This window comes from Streptomyces sp. NBC_01454, assembly GCF_036227565.1.
In the GTDB taxonomy this organism is placed as follows: domain Bacteria; phylum Actinomycetota; class Actinomycetes; order Streptomycetales; family Streptomycetaceae; genus Streptomyces.
The window spans coordinates 1734057-1758796 of record NZ_CP109460.1 but is presented as its reverse complement, the minus strand read 5'-3'; the positions used below and the strand labels follow the sequence as shown (position 1 = coordinate 1758796).

Here is a 24740-nt window from a genome sequence, read left to right as displayed (position 1 = left end):
GCGACAAGGCCACTTCTAGCCTGCAAGCGCTGTCATCGAAGTCAGCCAAGACGTGAGGAGCACTCATGGCCTTGCGCCGCAGAACCCTGCTCGCGAGCGGTCTCGCCCTCGGAGCCGGGTTCACCAGCGGTTGCGCGGGCAAGTCCTTGGACACCCTGTTGACCCAGGCTGCCCACACTCCGCGTACCCCGGCCACTCTCACCTGGTGGGTGTCCGAAATCCCCGCCCGGAACGGTCCGGTGGTGGCCGACCTGATCATTCGTGCCTTCCAGCGCCGCCATCCGAACATCCGTGTCCGGAAGTCGAACGCCCTGAGCACCACCGACGCCAATCGCGCCGCGGTCACCACCCAGCTCGCGGGCGCCTCACCCACTCCGGACGTCTATCTCGGCGACACCACCTGGCCCGCCCAGTTCGGCGCCAACTCCCTTGCCCTGCCGCTGCAGAAACTGCTGCCCAAGGACTTCTGGGCGGACTATCCGCCGGCGCTGCGCAGGGTCAGCGAATACCGCGGTGCCGTCTACGCGCTGCCCTTCTTCACCGACAGCGCCTTCCTCTTCTACCGGAAGGACCTGCTGGCCAAGCACGGGCTGCCGGTGCCCCGTACCTGGGAGGAGTTGCTGCGCACCTCCCGGAAGATCCAGCGGGCCGGTGACGCCGCCTACGGCTTTCTCTGGCAGGCCAATGTCTCGGAGTCGCTGACCTGCAATGTCGCCGAGTTCCTGGCCGACGCCGACGCCCCCGTACTGGATCACGCGGGCGGTGTGGCGCTGAACGGGCCGGGCGCGGAGCGGGCGTTCGCGCTGATGCGGCAGTTCACCGAGACCGGCGTCTCGCCCTCCACGGTCACCACCTACGTGGAGGCGGACTCGCAGGACGCCTTCGTCGGCGGCCGCGGCGTCTTCCTGCGCAACTGGTCCTACGCCTGGGGCAACGCGGCCGACCGCTCGGTCTCCAAGGTCGCGGGCCGGGTCGGCGTGGCCCCCCGGCCCGGCTTCGACGGCGGCGGCCCGCCCGGGGTGAGCTGCGCCGGCGGCTGGAGCAACTTCGTCAATCCCAACTCCCACCACCTCGGGGCCGCGGTCACCTTCGCCCGCTTCTGCGCCGGCGAGGAGGCACAGATGATCCTGCTGAAGAACGCCGGGGTGATCCCGGCCCTGCAAGAGGCGCTCACCAGACCCGAGGCCCACAAGGTCGGCGACCCCACGCTCACCATGGCGCACGAACTGCGCCTGGTCGCCCGCCCGGTGCAGACCCCCTACTACTCCCAGGTCAGCAAGGCCCTCTACACCCAGGGCAATGCGGTGACCGGCGGCCGGACCTCCCCGGCCCGGGCCGTGCGCGCGGCCCGCGACGACATCCGGACCGCACTGGAAGGCAGGGCCCTGTGACCGCCGTGCCCTCCGCCGCGACCGCGTCGCGGGACACCGCCCCCGAGCCGGCCGGCCCGCGGAGCACACCGGCCCCGCGCGACGGCGGTCCGGCCCGTACGAGCCGGCGCCGCAAGGCGCGCACCGGCTGGGTCTTCGCCTCGCCGGCGCTGCTCACCATCGGCGCGGTGACGGTCTTCCCGGTGCTCTTCTCCGTGCTGCTGAGCTTCGCCGATGTCCGCCTGGAATACGGCGGGTTCCGCATCGAGTCCCTGACGGGTGACCACTACGCCGCCGTGCTGAGCAGCCCGGAGTGGCGCGAGGCGCTCCTCTTCACCTTCGGGTTCACCGTCGTCACCGTCGTGCTGGAGCTGGTGCTGGGCACGGTGGCCGCGCTCGTACTGGACCGGCTGGGCGCCGCCCGCGGCTGGGTGCTCGCCGTGCTGCTGCTGCCCTGGGCGCTGATCAATGTGGTCGCCGCCCAGCTGTGGGGATATCTCTACAACGGCACCTACGGCGGACTGACCTGGTTCTTCGAGCAGTTGCTCGGCCACCAGCCGGACATTCTCGGGCAGCCCGCCTCCGCCATGGGCGCCATGGTGGTGGTCGATGTATGGAAAACCACGCCCTTCGTCGCCATTGTCGTCCTCGCCGGGCTGATGCTGATTCCCGACGACGTCTACGAGGCAGCAGAGATCGACGGGGCCAATGCCTGGACCACGTTCTGGAAGGTGACGCTGCCGCAGCTGCGCCCGATCATGGCCATCGCCGTGCTCTTCCGCATCCTGCAGGCCTTCGGCATCTTCGACCTGCCCTTCGTGCTGACCCAGGGCGGCCCCGGCACCGCCACCCAGTCGCTGGCGATCCTGGGCTACAAGACGCTCTTCCAGAATCTCGAAATCGGCCGGGGCGCGGCGGTGGCGACCACCACCGCGGTCATCGTGATCGGCTGCTGTCTGCTCTTCCTGCGGCTCTTCAAGGCCCAGGCCGACGAAGGGGGGCGGGGATGAGCCGCCGCGCACCGGCGTCCGGCATCCGCCGGTACCTCAACGTCGTCAATCTCGGCGGTCTGACGATCGTCGTGCTGTCGACGCTCCCGCTGTACTGGATGCTCGCCTCGTCCTTCAAGGGCCCGGGGGAGATCAGCGCGGCCCCGCCGTCGCTGGTCCCCAAGTCGCCGACGCTCGGCAACTACGCCGAGGCGTTCGTCCGCAACGGCATCGGCCGCTATCTGCTCAACAGCGTGCTGGTGGCCTCGGTGTCGACGGTCCTCGTGCTGGGGCTGTCCTTCTTCGCGGGGTACGCCCTGGCCCGCACCCCGCTGCGCGGCCGCGGCCCCCTGATGACCGCGCTGCTGATGCTGTCCGTCTTCCCGCCGATCGCGCTGGTCGTCCCGCTCTTCCTGCTGGAGCGGCAGGCGGGGCTGCTCAACAGCTACGCCGGTCTGATCGTGCCCTACGTCGCGCTCAACCTGCCGTTCGCCATCTGGATCATGCGCAACTATCTCGTCGGCATCCCCCAGGAACTGGAGGAGGCGGCCACCGTCGACGGCGCGGGGCCACTGCGCATCGTCCTGACCGTCATCGCCCCCCTCGCCAGGCCGGGGCTGTTCACCGCGGGCATCTTCACCTTCACCGCGACCTGGTCGGAGTTCCTGCTGGCGCTGACCTTCAACAGCGAGGACGGCCACCGCACCGTTCCGGTCGGCATCGCCCTGTTCACCAGCCAGTACACGGTCCCCTACGGGACGCTCTTCGCGGGGGCCGTCGCGGCCACCCTGCCGATCGGCATCCTGGTCCTGATCTTCCGCCGCTCGATCGTCTCGGGCATGACCTCGGGGGCGGTCAAGGGGTGAGCCCCCGGCCCGGGGACCGGCGCCGCCGGTCCCGCCCCGCCCCACCGCGCCCGGCGCCGCACCGCGCCGTATCCCGTCACGCGTCCGCCACAGCAACCGCCACCGCCACCGCACCGAAGGGTATCCACGTGACCGCACAGCACCTCGGCTCCGACAGCAACACCACCGACTGGTGGCGGCAGGCCGTCGTCTACCAGGTGTATCCGCGCAGCTTCGCCGACTTCGACGGCGACGGTCTCGGTGACCTCCCCGGCGTGACCTCCCGGCTGCCCTACCTCGCCGACCTGGGCGTGGACGCCGTCTGGCTGAGCCCCTTCTACCCCTCACAGCTGGCCGACGGCGGCTATGACGTCGCCGACTACCGCGACGTCGACCCCCGGCTGGGCACCCTCGACGACTTCGACGCCATGGTCGCCGAGGCCCACCGCCTCGGCATCAAGGTGATGGTCGACATCGTGCCCAACCACTCCTCCGACCAGCACGTCTGGTTCCAGGAGGCGTTGCGCGCCGCCCCCGGGTCCGCCGCCCGGGAGCGTTACGTCTTCCGCGAGGGCCGGGGCGAGCGGGGCGAGGAGCCGCCCACCGACTGGGTCTCCTGCTTCGGCGGCCCGGCCTGGACCCGGCTGCCCGACGGCTGGTGGTACCTCCACCTCTTCGCCCCCGAACAGCCCGACTTCAACTGGGACAACCCCGAGGTCCGCGCCGACTTCCGGCAGACCCTGCGCTTCTGGTCCGACCGCGGCGTCGACGGCTTCCGGGTCGATGTGGCCCACGGCCTGGCAAAGGATCTGGCCGCGCCGCTGCGCAACATCGGAGGCGTGGAGAGCTACCGGCCACAGGACCTGCCCGAGGACGGCAGCCACCCCTTCTGGGACCGGGACGAGGTGCATGACATCTTCCGCGAGTGGCGCAAGGTCTTCAACGAGTACGACCCGCCCCGCATCGCCGTCGCCGAGGCCTGGGTGCGCAACTCCCGCCGCACCGCCTACGCGACCCCCCAGGAGCTGGGCCAGGCCTTCAACTTCGACTTCCTCAAGGCGAAGCTGGACGCGCCGGAGCTGCGGGCCTCCATCGACCTCGCGCTCGCCGACGCCCGGGCCGCCGGCGCCACGGCCACCTGGGTGCTCTCCAACCACGACGTGATCCGGCACGCCTCGCGCTACGGCCTTCCGGACGGCCGCGACGAAGAAGCCTGGCTGCTCTCCGACGGCCAGGAGCCGTCGCTGGACCGGGACTTCGGGCTGCGCCGGGCGCTGGCCGCGACCCTGCTGATGCTGGCGCTGCCCGGTTCGAGCTACGTCTACCAGGGCGAGGAACTGGGGCTGCCCGAGGTCGCCGACCTGGCCCGCGAGAGCCTCCAGGACCCGGTGTCGGTCCGCAGCGCGGGCCGGCTGAAGGGGCGTGACGGCTGCCGGGTGCCGCTGCCGTGGCGGCGCGAGGGCAGCTCGTACGGGTTCGGCAGCGGCGGCGCATGGCTGCCGCAGCCCACGGGCTGGGGCGAGTTGTCCGTCGAGGCCCAGCAGGGCGTGGCCTCCTCGCCCCTGGAGCTGTACCGCGCGGCGCTGGCCACCCGCCGCCGGCTGATCGCCGATGAGGCGCTGGAGTGGGCCGACGACGCGGCGGCCGCCGACCCGGGGATACTCCACTTCCGCCGCTCGGGCGGCTGGGAGTGTGTGGCCAACCTGTCGGACGAGCCCCGGCCGCTGCCGGCCGGCGAACTGCTGCTGTCCTCCGCACCGGTCACCGGCGGTCAGCTGCCGCCGTGGACCACGGTCTGGCTGCGCACCGCGGCCGGCTGACCGGCACACCGTGCGGGACCGGTCAGGCGATCAGCGCCGTCCGGTCCCCGCGGGCCCGCTCCACGACCGCGTCGTCGTAACGCCGCAGCAGCAGCCGGGCCAGCTCGGGCGCGGCCCCCAGGACCGGCGCCAGCGCATCGGCACCGGCCTCACGGGCCCCGGCGGCGATCCGGTCCGGCAGGAAGCCGGGGGCGATGACGTACGGGGCGACGGCCACCCGCTCGATGCCCTCGGCGCGCAGCTCCCGCACGGCATCGGCCGTGCGGGGAAGGGATGCGGAGGCGAACGCAGGTCGCACGGCACACCATCCGGCGGTGCGCCGCCACTCCCGCGCGGTTTCAGCGAGCACTGCGCCCGCCTCCGGGTCGGAGGAGCCCGCCGAGGCCAGGACGACCCCGGTCGGGCGGGGGTCGCCGGGCCGCACCCCGGCCTGGGCCAGCCGGCGCTCCAGCGCGGCCGTCAGCAGGGCGGAGGGGCCGAGCACTGCCGCCTGGCGGAGGCTCAGCAGGGGCAGCCGCGCTTCCGCCTCCCGCAGCACCGCCGGGATGTCGGACTTCGCATGGAAGGCCCGGGTGAGCAGCAGCGGCAGCGCCACCACCTCCCGCACGCCCTGTCCTCGCCCGCCGGCCCGCTCCCACGCCGCGGCCTCGGCCGACAGCCGCTCCAGCAGCCGCGGCACCCGGGGCGCACAGAAGTCGAGATAGCCGACCTCCACGCGCAGCCCCGGCCGCAGCGCCCGCACCCGCGCGCAGAGCGCGGAGACGGTCGCCGGGTGCCGCGGGTCGCGGCTGCCGTGGGCGATGACGACGAGCGTGGGGCGCGGGTCCATGGGTCAGCCCTTGACCAGCAGGCCGCGGCTGCGCAGCACCCGGCGCTCGATCGGGGCGAAGATCAGCAGCTCGATACCGATGCCGACGATCAGGATCAGCAGGATCGCGGCGAGCACCCAGGACATGTCCTGGAGCTCACGGCCCTGTTCCAGCAGCTGGCCCAGGCCGGTGCCCAGATCCGGCGCGTTGACGATGAGTTCGGCGGCCATCAGGGAGCGCCAGGAGAACGCCCAGCCCTGTTTGAGTCCGGCGATGTAGCCGGGCAGTGCGGCCGGCAGCAGCACATGCCGTACCCCGGCGAGCCCGGTCGCGCCGATGGTGCGGCCGGCCCGCAGGGAGAGCGGGGAGATCTGGTCGACGCCCGCCACCAGGCCGTTGGCGATGGACGGGACCGCGCCGAGCAGCACCACCGCGTAGATCGTGGCGTCGCTCAGCCCGAACCAGATGATCGCGGCCGGGACCCAGGCCACCGAGGGCAGCGACTGCAGACCGCTCAGGATCGGCCCGATGGCCGCCCGAACGACCTTGACCTGGGCGACGATCAGCCCGAGCACCGTACCGATGGCGACCGAGGCCACGAAGCCGAGGGCGCCGCGCGAGACGCTGGTCCACACGAAGCTCAGCAGCGTGCCCTCCAGCCACTTCTGCCGGAGCGAGCCGAACACGTCCACGGGGCTGGGCAGCAGATAGTGCGGCTTCAGCTCGAAGTGGTAGGCGAGCTGCCACAGGCCGAGCACGATGACGACGGCGACGACGGGCGGCAGCGCCTTCGCGGCGGCGGCCCGCAGCCACGGCTGCCGGTCGACGACCCGCGATTCGAGGGCGTCGAGCCCGGCCTCCAGACCGGCGAGGTCACCGGTGGTGTCGCCGCCCGCGGGGGCGGCGGCGGTGGTGGCGGCCGCGGTGCCCCCGCCGTCCGGGGTGGTGGCGGGGTCCTCGGTCTCAGTGCTGGCCATGGCGGCGGATCTCCCCCCGGAGCTGTTCGGTGATCTCGACGGACAGGTCGGCGACCGCGGCGTCCTCGATGCGGCGCGGCTGCGGGATGTCGACCTGCCACTCGCGGGCGATCCGACCGGGCCGGGAGGACAGCAGCACCACCCGCTCGGCGAGCCGGACGGCCTCGCGGACGTTGTGGGTGACGAAGAGGACCGAGAGGTGGGTCTCGCGCCAGATGCGGGTCAGTTCGTCGTGCAGGACGTCGCGGGTGATCGCGTCCAGCGCGGCGAACGGCTCGTCCATCAGCAGCAGCTGGCTGTCCTGGGCGAGCGCCCGGGCCATCGCGACGCGCTGGCGCATCCCGCCCGACAGCTCGTGCACCCGCTTGCCGTGGGCGCCCTTGAGCCGGACCAGTTCCAGCAGCCGCTCGGCCTTGTCCCGGCGCTCCGCGCGCGGCACCCCGCGCAGCCGCAGCGCCAGTTCGATGTTGCGGCCCGCGGTCAGCCACGGGAACAGCGCGTGTTCCTGGAACATCAGGGCCGGCCGGCCGCCGGGCGTCTCGATGGCGCCGGCGGACGGCGCGTCGAGACCGGCCACGAGGTTGAGCAGGGTGGACTTCCCGCAACCCGAGGCCCCCAGGAGGCAGACGAATTCGCCGGGCGCCACATCGAGGGTGATGTCGTCCAGGACATGCTGCTGGGCGCCGCTGCGGCCGAACGACTTCGAGACATGGTCGATGCGGGCCGCGTACGGAACGGTGGTGCCTGTGTCCGCCGTGGCGGGCTGCTGGGTGAGCGTGGTGGTCGTCATCGGTGTCACCTCCTGGGGAGTGCGGTGCTGCGGGCTACTTGCTGCCGAGTCCGGCATCGTCGACCGGCTTCTTGCCCTGGGATGTGAGCACCTTGTTCAGCAGCGTCAGGTCGTAGATGCCCTTGAGGTCGGGCTTCTTCAGCAGGCCCGCCTTGACCGCGTGGTCGGCCTCCTGCTGGAGGGTGGCGGCCAGCGGGTCGTCGGTGATCTGGACGTTTCGGAACGCCGGGTCGATGACGTTGCCGGGCAGCGCCTTGCCGGCGATGTCCGGGGAGGCGAGCTTGTCGTTCAGGTCCTTCTTCGCCTGGGCGGGGTGCGAGCGGATCCAGTCGTTGGTCTTGACCGAGGCACGCAGCACCGCCTCGACGGCCTTCGGGTGCTGCTTCAGGAACTTCTGCGAGACGATCATGTTCGTGATGACGAACTTGCCGTCCTTCCACAGCTTCTTCTCGTCCAGGAGCGTCTTGCCGCCCTCGGCGACGAGCTTGGCGGCGGTGGGCTCGGGCACCCAGGCGCCGTCGATGGAGCCCTGCTGGAAGGCGGTCGGCGTGACCTTGTTGTCGGTGCGCTGGACGGTGACATCGCCCTTGCCGGTGGTGGGGTCGACCTTGTAGCCCTTGCCGCTCAGGTAGTTCAGCAGCGCGACGTCCTGGGTGTTGCCCAGCTGCGGGGTCGCGATCGTCTTGCCCTTGAGATCGTTCAGGCTCTTGATCTTCTTGGGGTTGACCACCAGCGACACCCCGCCGGAGGCCGAGCCCGAGATGATCTTCAGGCTCTTGCCGTGCGACTTGGCGTAGCCGTTGATCGCGGGGGAGGGGCCGATCCAGCCGATGTCGATGGCGCCGGAGTTGAGCGCCTCGATCTCGGCGGGGCCCGCGTTGAAGACCGAGGACTTCACCTCCGTGCCGCCCAGTTCCTTCTGGAACCGGCCGCTCTGGAGGCCGATCAGGGGGGTGGCGTGCGTGGTGTTGCCGAAGAACCCGATCGTCACGTGATCGAGCCCGTCGGTCCTGGGTCCCTTGGGGGCGACGCCGGCCGCTGTGTCCTTCTTGGCCTCGGAGCCGTAGCTGCAGGCGCCCAGCGCCCCGACCAGCAGCGGGACGGTGACAGCGGCCGCCAGCAGGCGGTGTCGAATGGCAGACACGGAAGGTGTTCCTCTCGGAGGGCCGGGTCGGTGTGCCCCTACGGCACGCCCGGCAGAGCGAAGGATCTTCGGGGGAAGGGGAGGGGGAAGAGGGAGAAGGGGACGGCGGGAGCGGAGCGGTACGTCAGCGCACACATCGGCCGACTCCGCCCTGCCCGCTGCCCAGGGCGCCGCTGCCGATGCGGCCGCCCTCCTTCGCGAAGGTCGAGAACACGTCCTGGAGCATGCTCAGAAGTCCCATCCCTCATCGCCGGCGCCGTCAGCGCCGTCGTCGGCCCGCACGGCCCCGGCCGCCGCCTGCGTGAAGGCGTGGCCGGCCATCCCCGCGGTCAGCGTCGTGCCGTCCGCCGGGTCGATCAGCAGGAACGAGCCGGTGCGGCGGGAGTCGGCGTAGGCGTCCAGGGGAAGCGGCTCGGCGGTGCGCACGAGGATCCGGCCGATGTCGTTGGCCACCAGCTCACCGGGCTCCGGGTGCGGGGAGAGGTCGTCCAGCGTCAGCCGGGACGGGATGTCCTTGACGATCGCCTTGACCGTGCGGGTGGCGTGCTTGAGCAGCACCCGGTCGCCGACCTTCAGCGGCCGGTCCGCCACATGGCAGATGGTCGCTTCGATGTCCTGCGAGACGGCCGGCGCGGTGGCCGTCGGGGCGATCAGGTCACCGCGCGAGATGTCCAGGTCATCGGCGAGCCGGACGGTGACCGACTGCGGCGCCCAGGCCGCGTCCACGCTCCGGCCGAGCGCGTCGATCGCCTCGATGGTGCTCGTGCGGCCCGAGGGGAGCACGGTGACGGCGTCGCCGACGCGCAGCACACCGGAGGCGATCTGGCCCGCGTAGCCGCGGTAGTCGGGGTGCTCGGCGGTCTGCGGACGGATGACGTACTGCACCGGGAAGCGGCCCGGGTCATCCGAGGGGTCGGCGACGACGGACACCGTCTCCAGGTGCTCCAGCACCGTCGGGCCGCCGTACCAGTCCATGTGGGCGGACGGCGCCACGACGTTGTCGCCGGCCAGCGCCGAGATCGGGATCGCGGTGATCTCCGGGACACCCAGCGAGGCCGCGTAGGTCGTGAACTCCTCGGCGATGGCGGCGAAGACGGGCTCGGCGTAGTCGACCAGGTCCATCTTGTTGACCGCCAGCACCACGTGCGGGACCCGCAGCAGGGCGGCGACCGCGGCGTGCCGGCGGGTCTGCTCGACCACGCCGTTGCGGGCGTCGACCAGCACCACGGCCAGTTCGGCGGTGGAGGCGCCGGTGACCATGTTGCGGGTGTACTGCACATGCCCGGGGGTGTCCGCCAGGATGAACCGGCGCCGCGGGGTGGCGAAGTAGCGGTAGGCGACATCGATGGTGATGCCCTGCTCGCGCTCGGCGCGCAGTCCGTCGGTCAGCAGCGCCAGGTCGGGCGTGTCCTGCCCGCGGCCCAGGGAGGCGCGTTCGACGGCCTCCAGCTGGTCGGCGAGCACCGACTTGGAGTCGTGCAGCAGCCGTCCCACCAGCGTGGACTTGCCGTCGTCGACGGATCCGGCGGTGGCGAACCGCAGCAGCGAGGCGGCACCCGCGTCGACGGCGTCGATCGCGCCCGGGTTCGTGGTCGTGCTCATGGTTAGAAGTACCCCTCGCGCTTGCGGTCCTCCATGGCGGCCTCGGACAGCTTGTCGTCGGCCCTGGTCGCGCCCCGCTCGGTGAGCCGGGACGCGGCGATCTCCGCGATGACCGCCCCGATGGTGTCCGCGTCGGAGTCGACGGCACCGGTGCAGGACATGTCGCCGACGGTGCGGTAGCGCACCCGCCGCGTCTGAAGGCTCTCGCCGTCCTTCGGGCCGCCCCACTCACCGGGCGCCAGCCACATGCCGCCGCGCCCGAAGACCTCGCGCTCGTGGGCGTAGTAGATGGCGGGCAGTTCGATCTTCTCGCGGGCGATGTACTGCCACACGTCCAGCTCGGTCCAGTTGGAGAGCGGGAAGACCCGCACATGCTCGCCGGGGGAGTGCTTGCCGTTGTAGAGCTGCCACAGCTCGGGGCGCTGCCGGCGCGGGTCCCAGCCGCCGAACTCGTCGCGCAGCGAGAACACCCGCTCCTTGGCGCGGGCCTTCTCCTCGTCCCGGCGGCCGCCGCCGAAGACCGCGTCGAAGCGGCCCTTGTCGATGGCGTCCAGCAGCGGGACCGTCTGCAGCGGGTTACGGGTGCCGTCCGGGCGCTCGCGCAGCTCACCGCGGTCGATGAAGTCCTGCACGGAGGCGACGTGCAACCGCAGACCGTGCCGCTCGACCGTGCGGTCGCGGTAGTCGAGGACCTCGGGGAAGTTGTGCCCGGTGTCGACGTGCAGCAGCGAGAACGGCACCGCGGCCGGCGCGAACGCCTTCAGCGCGAGGTGCAGCATGAGGATGGAGTCCTTGCCGCCGGAGAACAGGATCACCGGCCGCTCGAACTCGCCCGCCACCTCGCGGAAGATGTGCACCGCCTCGGACTCCAGGGCGTCCAGGTGGGAGAGTGCGTACGGGTTGTCGGCGTCCCCGGCGCTCTCGGTCACGGCAGTGACGGTCGTCATGCGACGCCCCTTTCGGTGAGCAGCGCGTGCAGCGCCGCCGCGGACTCCTGCACGGTCTGGGTGTGCGACTCGATGCGCAGATCGGGCGACTCGGGAGCCTCGTACGGGTCGTCCACGCCGGTCAGCCCGGAGATCTCGCCGGCCGCCTGTTTGGCGTACAGGCCCTTCACATCCCGCTCGGAGCAGACGTCGACGGGGGTGGCCACATGCACCTCCAGGTAGGCGGTGCCCTCGGCCTGGTGGCGCTTTCGCACCGCCTCCCGGCTGTCCGCGTACGGCGCGATCACCGGCACCAGCGCCTTGACGCCGTTGCTGGCCAGCAGCTCGGCGACGAAGCCGATGCGCTGGACGTTGGTGTGCCGGTCCTCGCGGCTGAAGCCGAGGCCCGCGGAGAGGAACTCGCGGATCTCGTCGCCGTCGAGCACCTCGACACGGTGGCCCTCGCCGCGCAGCCGGCCGGCCAGCTCGTGCGCGAGGGTCGTCTTGCCCGCGCTCGGCAGCCCGGTCAGCCAGATCGTGGCGCCCGTCATGGATATCTCCTGATGGTCCGTCATCCGTGCAGCCCGCACTCGGTCTTGTTGCTGCCGGCCCAGCGGCCGGCTCTGGCGTCCTCGCCCTGCAGCACCTGCCGGGTGCAGGGCGCACAGCCGACGGAGGCGTAGCCGTCCATCAGCAGCGGATTGGTGAGCACCCCGTGCTCGGACACATAGGCGTCCACATCGGCCTGCGTCCAGCGGGCGATCGGTGAGATCTTGACCTTCTGCCGCTTGGGGTCCCAGCCGACGACGGGGGTGTTCGCCCGGGTCGGCGACTCGTCCCGGCGCAGCCCCGTCGCCCAGGCGTCGTAGCCGGCCAGACCCTCTTCGAGGGGCTGGACCTTGCGCAGTGCGCAGCACAGGTCGGGGTTGCGGTCGTGCAGCTTCGGCCCGTACTCGGCGTCCTGCTCGGCCACGGTCTGCCGCGGCGTCAGGGTGCGGACGTTGACGTCCATCACCTCGGCGACCGCGTCCCGGGTCCCGATCGTCTCGGGGAAGTGGTAGCCGGTGTCCAGGAAGACCACATCGACGCCTGGCCGGGCCCGTGCGGCCAGATGCGCGACGACCGCGTCCTCCATGGAGGAGGTCACACAAAAGCGCGCGCCGAAGGTGGCGGCGGCCCATTGAAGGATCTCCAGGGCCGGGGCGTCCTCCAGTTCGCGGCCCGCCCGCTCGGCGAGCTGCTGAAGATCGGCTGCGGTGGTGGCGGTGGTCACGACTCACCTCCGTGGGGTGCGGCAGCGGATGTGCCGGTCGGCCCCTGGGCCAGCAGACCCAGGAACGACAGCCGGAACGCCCGGCTGCACGAACGGCATTCCCAGGCGCCATGGCCCTCCTCGGAGGGCTGCAGGTCCTCGTCGCCGCAGTAGGGGCAGTAGAAGGGCGCGGCACGCTCGCTCACTGGGCCTCCCGCTCAGCCACGGCGCGCTCGGGTGCGCCGGCTTCCCTCGTCACTGCTCGTTCCTTCGTCACTGCGCGGCTCCTCACTCCAGCCGGCGCCGCGCGCCGAGGCTCGCTCACTTCAGCGCTCCTTCTTCCGCACGGGCCGCCCACTGGGCGAACCGCTCGCCGTCGGTGCGCTGCGCCTCGAAGGCGCGCAGCACCCGCTCGACGTAGTCGGGGAGTTCGTCGGCGGTGACCTTCAGCCCGCGGACCTTGCGGCCGAAGCCGGGCTCCAGGCCCAGCGCGCCGCCCAGGTGCACCTGGTAGCCCTCGACCTGGTTGCCCTCGTCGTCCAGGACCAGCTGGCCCTTGAGGCCGATGTCGGCGACCTGGATACGGGCGCAGGCGTTGGGGCAGCCGTTGAGGTTGATGGTGACCGGCTCCTGGAAGTCCGGCATCCGGCGCTCCAGTTCGTCGATGAGCCAGGAGCCCCGGCCCTTGGTCTCGACGATGGCGAGCTTGCAGAACTCGATGCCGGTGCAGGCCATCGTGCCGCGCCGGAACGGCGAGGGGGTGACCTGGAAGTCCAGCGCCTCCAGCCCGGCGACCAGGGAGTCGACCTGGTCCTGCGCGACGTCGAGGATGAGCATCTTCTGCTCGACGGTGGTGCGCAGCCGGTCGGAGCCGTGGGTCGCGGCCAGTTCGGCGATCTTGGTCAGGGTGGTGCCGTCGACCCGGCCGACGCGCGGGGCGAAGCCCACGTAGAAGCGGCCGTCCTGCTGCTGGTGCACCCCGATGTGGTCGCGCCAGCGGGAGAGCGGCTCCTCGGGCGCGGGCCCGTCGGTCAGCTTGCGCTCGAGGTACTCGTCCTCCAGCACCTGGCGGAACTTCTCCGGGCCCCAGTCGGCCATCAGGAACTTCAGCCGGGCGCGGTTGCGCAGGCGGCGGTAGCCGTAGTCGCGGAAGATGCCGACGACGCCGGCCCACACGTCGGCGACCTCGTCCAGCGGCACCCAGGTGCCCAGGCGCTGGGCCAGCTTCGGGTTGGTGGACAGGCCGCCGCCGACCCAGAGGTCGAAGCCGGGGCCGTGCTCGGGGTGGACGACGCCGACGAAGGCCACGTCGTTGATCTCGTGGACCACGTCCTGGACGGGCGAGCCGGAGATCGCCGTCTTGAATTTCCGCGGCAGGTTGGAGAATTCCTTGCTGCCGATGTAGCGCTCGTGGATCTCCTCGACGGCCGGCGTGCCGTCGATGATCTCGTCCGCCGCGATGCCGGCCACCGGGGAGCCGATGATCACGCGCGGGCAGTCGCCGCAGGCCTCGGTCGTGGACAGGCCCACGGCCTCCAGCTTCTCCCAGATGGCGGGGACGTCCTCGATGCGGATCCAGTGCAGCTGGATGTTCTGCCGGTCGGTGATGTCCGCGGTGCCGCGGGCGTACTCCTCGGAGACCTCGCCGATGGCGCGCAGCTGGGCCACGCTCAGCCGTCCGCCGTCCACGCGCACCCGCAGCATGAAGTGCTTGTCGTCCAGCTCCTCGGGCTCCAGGATCGCGGTCTTGCCGCCGTCGATCCCGGGCTTGCGCTGGGTGTACAGGCCCCACCAACGCATCCGTCCGCGCAGGTCGGTGGGGTCGATGGAGTCGAATCCGGCCTTGGAGTAGATCGTCTCAATGCGTGTCCGCACATTGAGACCGTCGTCGTCCTTCTTGAACTGCTCGTTGCCGTTCAGCGGGGTGTAGTGGCCCACGGCCCACTGGCCCTCGCCGCGGTGGCGGCCGGCCTTGCGGCGGGTCGTGGCAGCTGCGGGCGATTCCGGGGTGGCGGCCATGGATGTCTGTCCTTCTGGGCGGGCTCAAGGAGGCGGACGGGGATGCCGGACACCCGTCCGGCCAGCGCAGACACACCGAAGAGCGGCGCGTGGCGACGCGTCGGTGAGGGCTGCGGGACAGGGGGTGTCAGTGCGTCCGCGACAGTGGGGACGGTGGTCGGAGATACGGTGGTGCTGAGTGCTGCCAAGGACCGAAGGCCCTGGTGAATGCGACCTCAGCCCGCCCGACAAATGGCGCTGGACATGCGGCCGAGGTCGACGTGCCGCCGACTCACCAAGGCAATTCCAGCTCGAGACATGACGGAAGCCTGTCACGCCGTTCTCCGGCCAGTCCACCGCCATCCAAAATCTGGACAACTCTGTCCCGCATGGCGAGACAGTGTGCTGCCGGTCACTTCCCGGCGGTCGCGCCGGCCGTGAGCGGGCCCGCGCCGGGCCACGGGCCGGGGGATGCCACGTCGGGTTCGTCGGCCACCGTGGTGTCGTACACCCGGAAGCCGCGCCGCAGGTAGTTGGCCTTCGCGTGCCGGCCGTCCTTGCTGCAGGTGTGCAGCCACACCCGCTTCGTCGGGGCCGCTTGCGGCCACCGCTCGGCGAGGTCCCAGGCCCGCTCGATCCCGTACGCGAGGAGCAGTCCGCCGATCCGGCGCCCCCGGAAGGCCGGGACGAGCCCGAAGTAGACGATCTCCACGGACCCGTCCGGGCCCGCCTCCAGCTCGATGAACCCGGCGGGGGTGCCGCGCTCGTACGCCACCCAGGTCTCCCTGCCCGGGCGCCCGACGTACTCCGCCCAGCGGGCGTACGGCCAGCTCAGCCGGTCCGTCCAGCTGATGTCCCCGCCGACCGCCGTATAGAGGAAGCGGCTGAACTCCGGCGACGGCACCTCGGAGCGGACGATCCGGACGCCCTGCTCGGGCGGCGGCCCCTCCACGGAGGCCAGATCGGCGCGTGAGGTCTGCTCGAGGTACCAGGTGGTGACCGAGATGCTCATGCGGTCAGCACATCACACCGGGACCGGGCCCGACCACGGGCCGGGGGAGGGGACGGGAAGTGCCTGCCCGGGCGGGCGGGAGCGCGTCCGCATCATGAGAGCTGCGCCCGCCGGCCCCTGGCTGCCGCCCGCCTACGCGGTCCCCGTCATCCGGGCGAAGACCACCACGTTGCCCGCGTAGCCGGAGCCCGCCGCATAGGTGCCGCCGCAGGTCAGCACGCGCAGCTCGGGCCGCCCGGTGGTGCCGTAGACCTTCCGGGCGGGGAACTTCCGCTTGTCGAAGACCTGGATCCCGTAGACCTCGAAGACCGCGGTCCGGCCGTCCTTGCGGGTCACCCGGATCGTCCGGCCCTTCTCCAGGGCGCCCAGCCCGTAGAACACCGCGGGTCCGCCGGCGCTGTCGACATGCCCCACCAGGACTGCGGTGCCGTTCTCCCCCGGGGCCGGGGCGCCCGCGTACCAGCCCGCCAGCCGGGGCTCCCCGGCCGGCGGCGCCTCGATCCAGCCCTGCCCGTCCAGACCCAGCGGCATCAGCGGTGCCGACACCCCGAGCGAGGGAATCGCCACCCGGGAGGGCGCGGAACGGGGCAGCGGCCGCGGCGCCGGGCCGGTGGGCGGGAGGTCGCCGGGGAAGAGCGCGCTGCCGTCCGCCGGCTGCGGCGGCCCGTCCGCCTCACCGGACAGCCCCTGGCGCACCATGCCGAGGCCGATCAGCCCGGCCAGGGCCAGCACGCCCCACCGGGGCCGGCGCGGTGCGGCCGGTTCCCCGGGCGCCGCGTCGGGCGGGCCTGCCGGGCTCATCGCTCACCTCCCGCGGCCGCGCGCCCCGCGGTCCGCAGTCGGCACGCTAGGCGCGCCCGCGGGCCGGCGGCGAGCGCAGCCGGCCGAACGGGTGGCGGGCGGCGGCACCTCGACCGCCCCGGCCCCGCGGCACGCCGCTGCACCGGCTACGGGCCCCGAACACCGCACCGGCCACTACGCTCCGCACACCGCGTCGGCCAGCCGCTCGACCTGGTCCGGGTCCGGGGACCAGCAGTAGAGCATCACTTCGTCCGCCCCGATCGCCCGGTACGCGGCCACCGCCGCGCCGATCTGTGCGCCGGTGGTGAGCAGCCCGTCCACGACGTGGTCGGTGTAGCTGCTCGGCCGGTAGTACGCGCGCAGTTCCCGGCGGGCACGGTCGATGACGGGCGGCCCGCCGAGCGCCACATTGACCTGGGCCGGCAGCCGCGGCCGTCCCGTACGCCCGGCCCAGGACCAGGCTTCCTCCACGGCGCGGAACATGCCGTCCATGTGCGCGGGCGGCAGGGCGGCGCCGAGGAAGCCGTCGCCGTAGCGGGCGACGCGCTCCCGCACGGCGGGCACGAAGCCGCCGAACAGCACCTCGGGCCCACCGGGCCGCGCGGGCGCGGGACCGACCGGGCCGACTTCCGCGGAGAGCGGCTCGCCCGACCAGAGCCGCCGCAGGGTCGCCATCTGTGCGTCCGGCCGCCGGCCGCGGGTGCGCCAGCGTGATCAGCGGTTCGGGGTGGTGGAACACCAGCCGGTCGAGCACGGCGACCGTGGTGAAGGGGCTGGCTTCGGCGCGCCGGGCCCAGCTGAGCAGCTGTGCGGGGTCGCCGAGGGGAAGGCCGAGGCCGACGGACATGGGGTCCTCCGGAAAGACGTGCGGGCATGACGGATCTCGGTGTCGCCCACTCGTCCTCTTCCGCGCGCGGTGGCGCGGGCTGCTCCCGTTCTGCGACGTCCTTCTGGAGAGCTGCGGTATGAGTGCAGCCACCCTAGGAGAGGGGAACGCACGTCCGCCCCCGAATTTCCGTCCCGGCCCCGCGCCGCCCGGCTCACCCCGGCCCCGCGCCGTCGGCTCCTCCCCGCCCGCCCGCTCACCCCCGGCGCGCCGCCGCCACCGCGGGCGCCGACGACTGCGGGAGCAGATGTGCCCGCGCCGCCGGCAGCCGGAGGTCCACCTCCACCCCGTCCGCGAAGCGGTACGGCCGGTGCGTCAGCACGCTGCCGAGATGGCGGCGCAGCCGGGACAGTTCGGCCCGCACCGTGACCGCGCGGCTCGCGTCGCCGAACAGGTCCCGGGCGAGTTCGGCGGCGCTGCGCCCCCGCGGATGCGCGGCGAGCACGAACAGCAGCTCGGCATGGCGCGGCGTCAGCTCGTGCGTCCAGCTGCCGGCCGGGCCGCTGACCGTGAGTGCCGGGCCGTCCGGCCCGCCGACGTCCAGCACCACCCGGCTCGGCGCGAGGTCCCGCTCCCGGCCCCCGACCCGGATCAGCCAGCCGCCGGGCAGCGGCTCCAGCGCGCACCTGCCGTAGCGCGGCAGCCACAGCGGCCCGGCCTGGGGCTCCTTGGGCAGCGCCACCCGGTCCGGCGGTGTCAGGCCGGTGACCCCCACGACCCAGCCGCTCGGGTCGACGGCCAGCGCCCGCCCGCCGAACCGGGCCAGCACCGGCGCCGCGCTCGACCGCAGCCGCTCCAGGGACAGCTGGTGGCGGGTGCGCAGCTCGCCCTCCGCGAGCCGGGCGACCGCGGACACCAGGGAGAGCGTCGTGGGGTGGAAGGAGGGCGCCGGACCGCTGATGTCCACCGTGCCCAGCAGCCGCCCGTCGCGCGGATCGTGGAGCGGCGCCGCGGCACATGTCCACTGCTGGTGGCTGCGGACGAAGTGCTCCGCGGAGTGCACCAGCACCGGGCGGCGGGCCACCAGTGCGGTGCCGATGGCATTGGTGCCGACGACGCCCTCGCTCCAGTCGGCGCCCTTGTCGAAGCCCAGCCGGTCGGCCATCCGGCGGACCGGCGCACTGCCCTCCCGCCACAGCACCCGGCCCTCGGCGTCGGTGACGACCATGATCTGCTGCGCGGCGTCGGCGGCCGGCAGCAGCCCCTCGTGGAGCACCGGCAGCACCGCCGTCAACGGGGACGCCTGCCGGCGGTGCTCCAACTCCGCGACGGACAGCGGGTTTTGCGGTCGGTCCCGGTCCGGGTCCACGCCCGAGACCAGCACCCGGCGCCAGGATTCGCCGATCACCGCGCGGGGTGCGGCGAGCGGCGCGCCGCCCGTCGCCTCGCCCGTGAGCGCGGCCTCGTGGACCGTGGCGAGGCGGCGCGCGGTGGCCCGGACATCACGGTCCGGCCGGATGGCGCTGTCGATCCGTCTGTCGCTCACGCTGCTCTCCGTCGTGCACTCCTGCGGGCGCCGCCCGGCGTGCCGTCATCGGGCCGTCCTGGGCGCACCATTGTTCCGGTCCGCCGCTACGCACTGCAACGCTTTGCAACCGTTGTGACCCCTGATGCCCACCGGGGAATCTGTTGTCGGCGGCCGATGGCGCCTCGCCACCGCGGGCTCGCCGGTCACCCGTCGGAGACCCCGCCGGTTGTCGCCGGGACTCCATCGGCCGCCGCACGATGTCGGCACGGTGCGGGAGGGGCTCACCATGGTGTCCGCCGCTCCGCGCCTCGTGGTGATCGGTGCGCACGAAGGGGTGCGCGTCGTGCGCGCCGTCCGGCTGGCGGGCCACTACGGGGTCCCCCGGCTCCCCGCGACCGACCTGCTGAACCAGCGTCAGCCGCTGCCCGCCGGCGGCTATGTCCTCGACAGCGCCCCGCACCTCCTCGACGAGGCGAACGGCATCGGCTCGCTGCGCCCCGCGCTGGCCTTCGCCGACCTCGTCGTGCTGCTGCGCGGCGCGGAGTGGACCGGCGCGGACGAGTCCTGCCGGGTGCTGCGCTACTACGAGGCGCGCGGGATGCTGGCCGCCTTCGCGCCGGAGGCGCCGGACGGCGACCTCATCGTGGCGGTGGACGCGGTGCTGCGCGGGCGCACCCAGGACCCGTCGGACGGGCCGCCGGACGGCCCCTGAGACCGGGAGCGGTGCCGAGTCGGCGCGGCACCGCTCCCCGACCGTCGCGGCGGCGGGTCACCGCCGCGGTCAGCCGCCGGTCTCCGGCCGGGCCCGCGCCACCACCGCCGCGAGATCCAGCGTGTGCGGCAGCGTCCCGAACGCCGCGCCCGCGTCGCCGCCGAGCCGGGAGGCGCAGAAGGCGTCCGCGACCTCGGGCGGCGCGTGGCGCACCAGCAGCGACCCCTGGAGCACCGTCGCCATCCGCTCCACCAGCCGCCGGGCCCGGGCCTCGATCCCCTCCAGATCGGCGAGTTCGGTGAGCATCGCCCGGATCGCCCGGTCCAGCCGGTGGTCCGCGCCGCGCGTCGTCCCGATCTCGGTCAGGAACGCGTTCAGCGCCTCGGGTTCGCGCCGCAGGGCCCGCAGCACGTCCAGCGCCTGGACATTGCCGGCGCCCTCCCAGATCGAGTTGACCGGTGCCTCGCGCAGCAGCCGCGGCAGCCCCGACTCCTCCACGTAGCCGTTGCCGCCCAGACACTCCAGCGCCTCGGCCACCAGGGGGGTGCAGCGCTTGGTCACCCAATATTTCGCGGTCGGCACCGCCAGCCGCAGGAAGTGCCGGTCCTGCTCGGTGCCGCCGTCGTACGCCGCCGCCAGCCGCAGCGCGAGGGTGGACGCCGCCTCCGACTCCAGCGCCAGATCGGCCAGCACATTGCGCATCAGCGGCTGGTCGGTCAGCCGGCGGCCGAACGCCTCCCGGTAGGCCGTGTGGTGCGTCGCCTGCGCCACCGCCTGCCGCATCAGCGCCGCCGACGCGGTGACACAGTCCAGCCGGGTGGCCGCGACCATCTCGAGGATCGTCGCCACCCCGCGGCCCTCCTCGCCGACCCGGCGGGCCCAGGTCCGCCCGTCGAACTCCACCTCCGCCGAGGCGTTCGAGCGGTTGCCGAGCTTGTCCTTGAGCCGCTGGATGCGCAGCGCGTTACGGCTGCCGTCCGGCAGCACCCGGGGCAGCAGAAAGCAGGTGAGCCCTCCCGGTGCCCGGGCCAGCACCAGGAAGGCGTCCGACATCGGCGCCGAACAGAACCATTTGTGCCCGGTCAGGACGTATTCGCCCGGTGCGTCCAGCGGCTCGGCGCGGGTGGTGAGGGACCGCACGTCGCTGCCGCCCTGCTTCTCCGTCATGGCCATCCCGGCCAGCGCCCCGCCCTTCTCGGCGACCGGCCGCAGCTCCCGGTCGTAGATCTGCGAGGTCAGCAGTGGCTCCCACTCGGCCGCCAGCTCCGGCTCGGCACGCAGCGCGGGCACCGCCGCATGGGTCATCGACAGCGGACAGCCGTGCCCCGCCTCGGCCTGGGTCCACACCAGGAATCCGGCGGTGCGCCGGACATGACCGTCGGGCCGCGACCAGGCGGCGGTCAGCCCGGCGGTGACGGCGTGGCCGAGCAGCCGGTGCCAGGCCGGGTGGAACTCCACCTCGTCGATGCGGTGGCCGTAGCGGTCATGGGTGTGCAGGACCGGGGGGTGGGTGTTGGCCTGCTCGCCCCACTGCCGGGCCTGCACGGAGCCGGCCGCCCGGCCCAGGGTGTCCAGTTCCTCGCGTACCTCGTCGAGCCGTGCCGCGGCGACGTGCCGGGTGATGCCCTCGGTGAGGACCGGGTCGCTCGCGAAGACGTTGTATCCGACCAGCGGCGGGGGCTGGTTCGTGACGGTGTGAGTGGTGACTGCCATGCCGGATACGGTAAGGAGGTGCAGCCGGCAAACGAACCAACCGAGCGGCCCGCGGGGCGCCTGACCAAGGCCCGTGCCCTCTACCGCAATGTCTCCAAGCGCCGGCTGGCCTGGCTTCTGCTCAAGGACACCGTTGGCTCCTGCATGAAGTACCGCGTCACGGGACTGGCCGCCGAAGCCGCGTTCTGGAGCCTGCTGTCGCTGCCCCCGCTGATCCTCGGCCTGCTCGGTGTGCTGGGCTACACGCAGGCGTGGATCGGGAACGACACCCTCAACGACGTCCGCCGGCACATCCTCGCCGGCGCCGGCACCGTACTCTCCAGCCGCGGCGTGAACGAGATTGCCCGGCCGCTGCTGCACGATGTGTTCACCGGCCGCCGCCCGGACGTCATTTCCATCGGCTTCGCCATCGCCCTGTGGTCCGGCTCCCGGGCGATGAATGTCTTTGTCGACACCATCACCATCATGTACGGCCTCGACGGCCGCCGCGGCATCGTGCGGACCCGGCTGCTGTCGTTCGCGCTGTACCTCGCCGCGCTCGTCGTCGGCGCCGTCGCCCTGCCGCTGATGGTCGCCGGCCCCGACACCGTCGTGAGCTGGCTGCCGGCCGGCGAACAGATCATCCGGGCGCTGTACTGGCCGGTCGTCCTGCTCCTGTCGGTCGCCTTTCTGACCACGCTTTACCACGCGTCCGTACCGGTCCGTTCGCCCTGGCCCGAGGACATTCCCGGCGCGGTGGTCGCCCTCGGCATGTGGGTGCTCGGCAGCTTTCTGCTCCGCCTCTACCTCACCTCGACGGTCGAGGGCCCCACGATCTACGGCTCGTTGGCCGCACCGGTCGCGGTACTCCTGTGGATCGGGGTGTCCGCCTTCGCGGTGCTGGTCGGCGCCGCGATGAACGCCTCGCTGGACCGCGTGTGGCCCTCGGTCGCCACGGCCGCGGCCCGCGAGGAGGCCGCCCGCCGGCTGGAGGCCAAGGCGGCGGCGAAGCCGGGCGCGGGCGAGCGCGGGAAGGGCGCGGGCGGCGGCGAGCGGCGCCGCGACGGCGGACGGGACGAGGCCGGCGGCGAGGAGCCCGGTACCGACGAGGGCCACGGCAGCGGCGGCCGGCGCGACGGCTGAGCCGGGCGCGGCGCCCTACCCCCGGCCGCCCCGGACCAGGACCCGGATCACTGTTCCTCCCGGTGGCGGACCAGCAGCATGGCCGCGTCGTCGTGCAGCGGGCCCTCGGCGTGTTCGACGAGGTCCTCGCGCACCGCGCGCAGAGCGGCTTCCGGATCGGGGTCCTTCAGCAGGGCGGCGCGCTCGTCGAGGGGGTAGAAGCGGCCCGCCGCGTCGCGGGCCTCGGTGACCCCGTCGGTGTAGAAGAGCATCTGGTCACCGGGGGCGAACGGCACCGTGTAGGGGGCCGGCGCCCCGGCGCCCGGGAGAGTGAGGCCCAGCGGGAGGGCGCGGTCGGGCGGGGCGGCGAAGGCGACCGTGCCGGCGGGGCGGACCACCAGCGGCGCCGGATGCCCGAAGTTCAGCAGCGTGGCCTGCGGACCGTCACCGATCTCGGCGAGCACCGCGGTGACGAACCGTTCGCCCGCCAGATGACGGTTCAGCGCCCGCTCGACCCGCTCCCCGACGGCCGGCAGATCCGGTTCGTCGTGCGCCGCCTCCCGGAAGGCGCCCAGCACCACAGCCGCGCTCTCCACGGCCTCCAGGCCCTTGCCCTGCACATCGCCGACGATGATCCGGACCCCGGCGGGCGAGGTCACCACCTCGTACAGATCGCCGCCTATCCGGGCCTCGGCCACCGCCGAGGTGTAGGAGACCGCGATCCGCAGCGGCCCCGCGCTGCGCGGCACCGGCCGCAGCAGGACCCGCTGGGCGACCTCGGCGATCGAGCGGACGCTGGCGAGTTCCGCCTCGCGGCGCTGGCGCATCACCGCGGCGACCACGCCGGCCGCGGTCACCCCGGCCACCGACAACAGGGCGGTCAGCCCGCGCCGGCTCTCGAACAGGCCGCTGTGGACGCCCAGACCGACGCAGAGCACGAACGCCGTCAGCCCGACCACGGCGGTGCGCCGCCAGCCGCCGACCAGCCCGGCGAACGCCGGCCCCAGGGACACCAGGGGGAGGAACCCGACCCCCGGGCCCGCGGTGAGGTCGACCGCGCTGACCACGGCCATGACCGTGTAGGGAAGCGCGGCCAGCACACGGGAGCCGGTGCACTGCTCCCCGTTCTCCACGGCCAAGGTGTTCTCCGACGGTGTCATATGAGGTGAGCGGGCAGGGGACCGCCGGCCGTCGACCGTTCGCACTGTCCGGAAGCGTCCCCCGACCCCCGGCCTGAGCATATGCAGCATATGCCGTACCGAAATACCTCGAATGCGCCCTGTTACCGAATCGCAGTGGCCGGACGCGACCGCGCCGCGGGGACGCGGATCTTACGGACCCATGACACGGCGCTCCGTGCACGGGCCGGAAGGCCCCCTGCCGCTTAGCGTGATCGGCATGCGTGTATTGGTCACCGGCGGTGCCGGCTTCATCGGATCGCAGGTCGTCGAGGCACTCCTCGCGCGCGGACACGAGCCCGTCGTGCTCGACGCGCTGCTGCCCTCGGCGCACCCCGAGCCCCCGCCCGCACACCCGCAGGTGCGGCGGATCGTCGCCGACGTACGGGACCGGGCGGCCGTCGACGCGGCGCTCGACGGGGTGCGGGCGGTCTGTCACCAGGCCGCGATGGTGGGCCTGGGGAAGGACTTCGCGGACGCGCCCGACTACGTGAGCTGCAACGACCTGGGCACGGCGGTGCTGCTGGCCGCGATGGCCGCGGCCGGCGTACGGCAGCTGGTGCTGGCCGGGTCGATGGTGGTCTACGGGGAGGGGCGCTACACCTGCCCCGTCCACGGCACGGTGCGCCCCGGGCCTCGGGCGGAGGCCGAGCTGGCGGCGGGACGGTTCGAGCCGCGCTGCCCGCGGTGCGGCGCCCAGCTGCGGCCGGGGCTGGTCGGTGAGGACGCGCCCACCGACCCGCGCAACGTCTACGCGGCGACCAAGCTCGCCCAGGAGCATCTGGCCGCCTCCTGGGCGCGCGCGTGCGGCGGCCGGGCCGTCTCACTGCGCTACCACAACGTCTACGGGCCGGGGATGCCGCGCGACACCCCGTACGCGGGGGTGGCCTCGTTCTTCCGCTCGGCGCTGGCCCGCGGGCAGTCGCCGACGGTCTACGAGGACGGCGGCCAGCGGCGGGACTTCGTCCATGTGCGGGATGTCGCTGCGGCCAACGCGGTGGCGCTCGCGGCCCTGCCGGACCGGGCGCCGGGCACGCTGACCGCGTACAACACCGGCAGCGGAGTGCCGCACACCGTCGGGGAGATGGCACAGACCCTGGCCGCGGCGTGCGGCGGGCCGCCGCCCGTGGTGACCGGGGAGTACCGGCTGGGCGACGTACGGCACATCACCGCGTCGTCCCGGCGGATCTCCGAGGACCTCGGCTGGCGGGCGCTGACCGGATTCACCGACGGCATGGCGGAGTTCGCCCGCGAGGGGATGCGGGCGGCCCGGCCCGCGGCGTCCCCGCTGTCCACGCCGTCCACGCCGTCCGCGTGTCCCACGAACCCGATGTCCTGATGTCCCGC

At 73.0% G+C, this 24740-nt stretch carries 23 protein-coding genes and 1 pseudogene; 7 read left to right on the top strand and 17 right to left on the bottom strand.

The features are described from left to right. Positions 1 to 65: 65 nt before the first annotated feature. The 4 genes from OIU81_RS07555 (at position 66) to OIU81_RS07540 (ending at position 5024) form a co-directional block, all read left to right on the top strand. Positions 66 to 1391, top strand: coding sequence for an extracellular solute-binding protein (locus tag OIU81_RS07555; protein ID WP_329145142.1), 1326 nt, complete (start codon positions 66 to 68; stop codon positions 1389 to 1391). Beyond that, positions 1388 to 2380 carry a carbohydrate ABC transporter permease gene (locus OIU81_RS07550; RefSeq protein WP_329145141.1) on the top strand — a complete coding sequence of 331 codons (993 nt, stop codon included), beginning with the start codon at positions 1388 to 1390 and terminating at the stop codon, positions 2378 to 2380. The genes OIU81_RS07555 and OIU81_RS07550 overlap by 4 nt, the downstream gene beginning before the upstream one ends. Then, the gene (locus OIU81_RS07545) at positions 2377 to 3225 is read left to right on the top strand and encodes a carbohydrate ABC transporter permease (RefSeq protein WP_329145139.1); all 849 of its coding nucleotides are present in this window, start codon (positions 2377 to 2379) and stop codon (positions 3223 to 3225) included. The genes OIU81_RS07550 and OIU81_RS07545 overlap by 4 nt, the downstream gene beginning before the upstream one ends. A 128-nt stretch (positions 3226 to 3353) precedes the next feature. Further along, positions 3354 to 5024 carry a glycoside hydrolase family 13 protein gene (locus tag OIU81_RS07540; protein ID WP_329145137.1) on the top strand — a complete coding sequence of 557 codons (1671 nt, stop codon included), beginning with the start codon at positions 3354 to 3356 and terminating at the stop codon, positions 5022 to 5024. 22 nt (positions 5025 to 5046) lie between these two features. On the opposite strand, the gene OIU81_RS07535 is transcribed toward OIU81_RS07540, so the two are convergent. From OIU81_RS07535 to OIU81_RS07470, 15 genes and pseudogenes are all read right to left on the bottom strand, one after another. Next, positions 5047 to 5853: a sirohydrochlorin chelatase gene (locus tag OIU81_RS07535; RefSeq protein WP_329145135.1), complete on the bottom strand. Its 807-nt coding sequence runs from the start codon at positions 5851 to 5853 to the stop codon at positions 5047 to 5049. Positions 5854 to 5856: 3 nt separating this feature from the next. Then, a complete protein-coding gene (locus OIU81_RS07530) occupies positions 5857 to 6810 on the bottom strand; it encodes an ABC transporter permease (protein ID WP_329145133.1) in 954 nt (317 codons plus the stop codon). Beyond that, positions 6797 to 7600 carry an ABC transporter ATP-binding protein gene (locus OIU81_RS07525; RefSeq protein ID WP_329145131.1) on the bottom strand — a complete coding sequence of 268 codons (804 nt, stop codon included), beginning with the start codon at positions 7598 to 7600 and terminating at the stop codon, positions 6797 to 6799. Before OIU81_RS07525 ends, OIU81_RS07530 begins: the two co-directional genes overlap by 14 nt. A gap of 34 nt (positions 7601 to 7634) precedes the next feature. After that, the gene (locus tag OIU81_RS07520) at positions 7635 to 8744 is read right to left on the bottom strand and encodes an aliphatic sulfonate ABC transporter substrate-binding protein (RefSeq protein WP_329145130.1); all 1110 of its coding nucleotides are present in this window, start codon (positions 8742 to 8744) and stop codon (positions 7635 to 7637) included. Positions 8745 to 8972: 228 nt separating this feature from the next. Then, entirely contained in the window at positions 8973 to 10346 is a 1374-nt protein-coding gene (locus OIU81_RS07515) for a sulfate adenylyltransferase subunit 1 (RefSeq protein ID WP_329145128.1), read from the bottom strand. A gap of 2 nt (positions 10347 to 10348) precedes the next feature. Continuing rightward, positions 10349 to 11293, bottom strand: coding sequence for a sulfate adenylyltransferase subunit CysD (cysD, locus tag OIU81_RS07510; RefSeq protein ID WP_329145126.1), 945 nt, complete (start codon positions 11291 to 11293; stop codon positions 10349 to 10351). Beyond that, positions 11290 to 11823, bottom strand: a complete 534-nt coding sequence (gene cysC / locus OIU81_RS07505) for an adenylyl-sulfate kinase (RefSeq protein WP_329145124.1) — start codon at positions 11821 to 11823, stop codon at positions 11290 to 11292. The genes cysD and cysC overlap by 4 nt, the downstream gene beginning before the upstream one ends. 20 nt (positions 11824 to 11843) lie before the next feature. After that, positions 11844 to 12545: a phosphoadenylyl-sulfate reductase gene (locus tag OIU81_RS07500; protein WP_329145122.1), complete on the bottom strand. Its 702-nt coding sequence runs from the start codon at positions 12543 to 12545 to the stop codon at positions 11844 to 11846. Then, on the bottom strand, positions 12542 to 12730 hold the full coding sequence (locus tag OIU81_RS07495) for a hypothetical protein (RefSeq protein ID WP_329145120.1): 189 nt from the start codon (positions 12728 to 12730) through the stop codon (positions 12542 to 12544). The genes OIU81_RS07500 and OIU81_RS07495 overlap by 4 nt, the downstream gene beginning before the upstream one ends. Before the next feature lie 115 nt (positions 12731 to 12845). Next, a complete protein-coding gene (locus OIU81_RS07490) occupies positions 12846 to 14543 on the bottom strand; it encodes a nitrite/sulfite reductase (RefSeq protein WP_329145118.1) in 1698 nt (565 codons plus the stop codon). Between the two features lie 215 nt (positions 14544 to 14758). After that, a complete protein-coding gene (locus OIU81_RS42285) occupies positions 14759 to 14842 on the bottom strand; it encodes a putative leader peptide (protein WP_350257049.1) in 84 nt (27 codons plus the stop codon). Positions 14843 to 14934: 92 nt separating this feature from the next. Beyond that, on the bottom strand, positions 14935 to 15534 hold the full coding sequence (locus OIU81_RS07485) for a GNAT family N-acetyltransferase (RefSeq protein WP_329145117.1): 600 nt from the start codon (positions 15532 to 15534) through the stop codon (positions 14935 to 14937). Positions 15535 to 15666: 132 nt separating this feature from the next. Further along, the gene (locus OIU81_RS07480) at positions 15667 to 16335 is read right to left on the bottom strand and encodes a class F sortase (RefSeq protein WP_329145115.1); all 669 of its coding nucleotides are present in this window, start codon (positions 16333 to 16335) and stop codon (positions 15667 to 15669) included. Positions 16336 to 16509: 174 nt separating this feature from the next. Further along, positions 16510 to 17182, bottom strand: a pseudogene (locus OIU81_RS07475) (LLM class flavin-dependent oxidoreductase). Between the two features lie 235 nt (positions 17183 to 17417). Then, positions 17418 to 18707, bottom strand: coding sequence for a helix-turn-helix domain-containing protein (locus OIU81_RS07470; protein WP_329145112.1), 1290 nt, complete (start codon positions 18705 to 18707; stop codon positions 17418 to 17420). 268 nt (positions 18708 to 18975) lie between these two features. Between OIU81_RS07470 and OIU81_RS07465 the strand changes: the two genes are divergently transcribed. Continuing rightward, positions 18976 to 19401, top strand: a complete 426-nt coding sequence (locus OIU81_RS07465) for a hypothetical protein (RefSeq protein WP_329145110.1) — start codon at positions 18976 to 18978, stop codon at positions 19399 to 19401. A 69-nt stretch (positions 19402 to 19470) separates the two neighbouring features. Here the strand turns inward: OIU81_RS07465 and OIU81_RS07460 are convergent, their stop codons facing one another. Further along, positions 19471 to 21114, bottom strand: coding sequence for an acyl-CoA dehydrogenase family protein (locus OIU81_RS07460; RefSeq protein ID WP_329145108.1), 1644 nt, complete (start codon positions 21112 to 21114; stop codon positions 19471 to 19473). Positions 21115 to 21132: 18 nt separating this feature from the next. Here OIU81_RS07460 and OIU81_RS07455 point away from each other — a divergent pair, with 18 nt between their 5' ends. Next, positions 21133 to 22236 carry a YihY/virulence factor BrkB family protein gene (locus OIU81_RS07455; protein ID WP_329145106.1) on the top strand — a complete coding sequence of 368 codons (1104 nt, stop codon included), beginning with the start codon at positions 21133 to 21135 and terminating at the stop codon, positions 22234 to 22236. 47 nt (positions 22237 to 22283) lie between these two features. On the opposite strand, the gene OIU81_RS07450 is transcribed toward OIU81_RS07455, so the two are convergent. Continuing rightward, positions 22284 to 23375 (bottom strand): PP2C family protein-serine/threonine phosphatase, encoded by a 1092-nt coding sequence (locus OIU81_RS07450; RefSeq protein WP_329145104.1) that lies wholly within the window; start codon positions 23373 to 23375, stop codon positions 22284 to 22286. A gap of 238 nt (positions 23376 to 23613) precedes the next feature. Between OIU81_RS07450 and OIU81_RS07445 the strand changes: the two genes are divergently transcribed. Continuing rightward, positions 23614 to 24732 (top strand): NAD-dependent epimerase/dehydratase family protein, encoded by a 1119-nt coding sequence (locus OIU81_RS07445; RefSeq protein ID WP_329145102.1) that lies wholly within the window; start codon positions 23614 to 23616, stop codon positions 24730 to 24732. Positions 24733 to 24740 lie beyond the last annotated feature (8 nt).

What these genes read in the sequence shown, in the direction of transcription:
- OIU81_RS07555 (WP_329145142.1), top strand. Translation starts at nt 66, where the DNA reads ATGGCCTTGCGCCGCAGAACCCTGCTCGCGAGCGGTCTCGCCCTCGGA.
- OIU81_RS07545 (WP_329145139.1), top strand. Translation starts at nt 2,377, where the DNA reads ATGAGCCGCCGCGCACCGGCGTCCGGCATCCGCCGGTACCTCAACGTC.
- OIU81_RS07535 (WP_329145135.1), bottom strand. Translation starts at nt 5,853, where the DNA reads ATGGACCCGCGCCCCACGCTCGTCGTCATCGCCCACGGCAGCCGCGAC.
- OIU81_RS07530 (WP_329145133.1), bottom strand. Translation starts at nt 6,810, where the DNA reads ATGGCCAGCACTGAGACCGAGGACCCCGCCACCACCCCGGACGGCGGG.
- OIU81_RS07525 (WP_329145131.1), bottom strand. Translation starts at nt 7,600, where the DNA reads ATGACGACCACCACGCTCACCCAGCAGCCCGCCACGGCGGACACAGGC.
- OIU81_RS07515 (WP_329145128.1), bottom strand. Translation starts at nt 10,346, where the DNA reads ATGAGCACGACCACGAACCCGGGCGCGATCGACGCCGTCGACGCGGGT.
- cysD (WP_329145126.1), bottom strand. Translation starts at nt 11,293, where the DNA reads ATGACGACCGTCACTGCCGTGACCGAGAGCGCCGGGGACGCCGACAAC.
- cysC (WP_329145124.1), bottom strand. Translation starts at nt 11,823, where the DNA reads ATGACGGGCGCCACGATCTGGCTGACCGGGCTGCCGAGCGCGGGCAAG.
- OIU81_RS07490 (WP_329145118.1), bottom strand. Translation starts at nt 14,543, where the DNA reads ATGGCCGCCACCCCGGAATCGCCCGCAGCTGCCACGACCCGCCGCAAG.
- OIU81_RS42285 (WP_350257049.1), bottom strand. Translation starts at nt 14,842, where the DNA reads ATGTCTCGAGCTGGAATTGCCTTGGTGAGTCGGCGGCACGTCGACCTC.
- OIU81_RS07485 (WP_329145117.1), bottom strand. Translation starts at nt 15,534, where the DNA reads ATGAGCATCTCGGTCACCACCTGGTACCTCGAGCAGACCTCACGCGCC.
- OIU81_RS07480 (WP_329145115.1), bottom strand. Translation starts at nt 16,335, where the DNA reads ATGAGCCCGGCAGGCCCGCCCGACGCGGCGCCCGGGGAACCGGCCGCA.
- OIU81_RS07465 (WP_329145110.1), top strand. Translation starts at nt 18,976, where the DNA reads ATGGTGTCCGCCGCTCCGCGCCTCGTGGTGATCGGTGCGCACGAAGGG.
- OIU81_RS07460 (WP_329145108.1), bottom strand. Translation starts at nt 21,114, where the DNA reads ATGGCAGTCACCACTCACACCGTCACGAACCAGCCCCCGCCGCTGGTC.
- OIU81_RS07450 (WP_329145104.1), bottom strand. Translation starts at nt 23,375, where the DNA reads ATGACACCGTCGGAGAACACCTTGGCCGTGGAGAACGGGGAGCAGTGC.
- OIU81_RS07445 (WP_329145102.1), top strand. Translation starts at nt 23,614, where the DNA reads ATGCGTGTATTGGTCACCGGCGGTGCCGGCTTCATCGGATCGCAGGTC.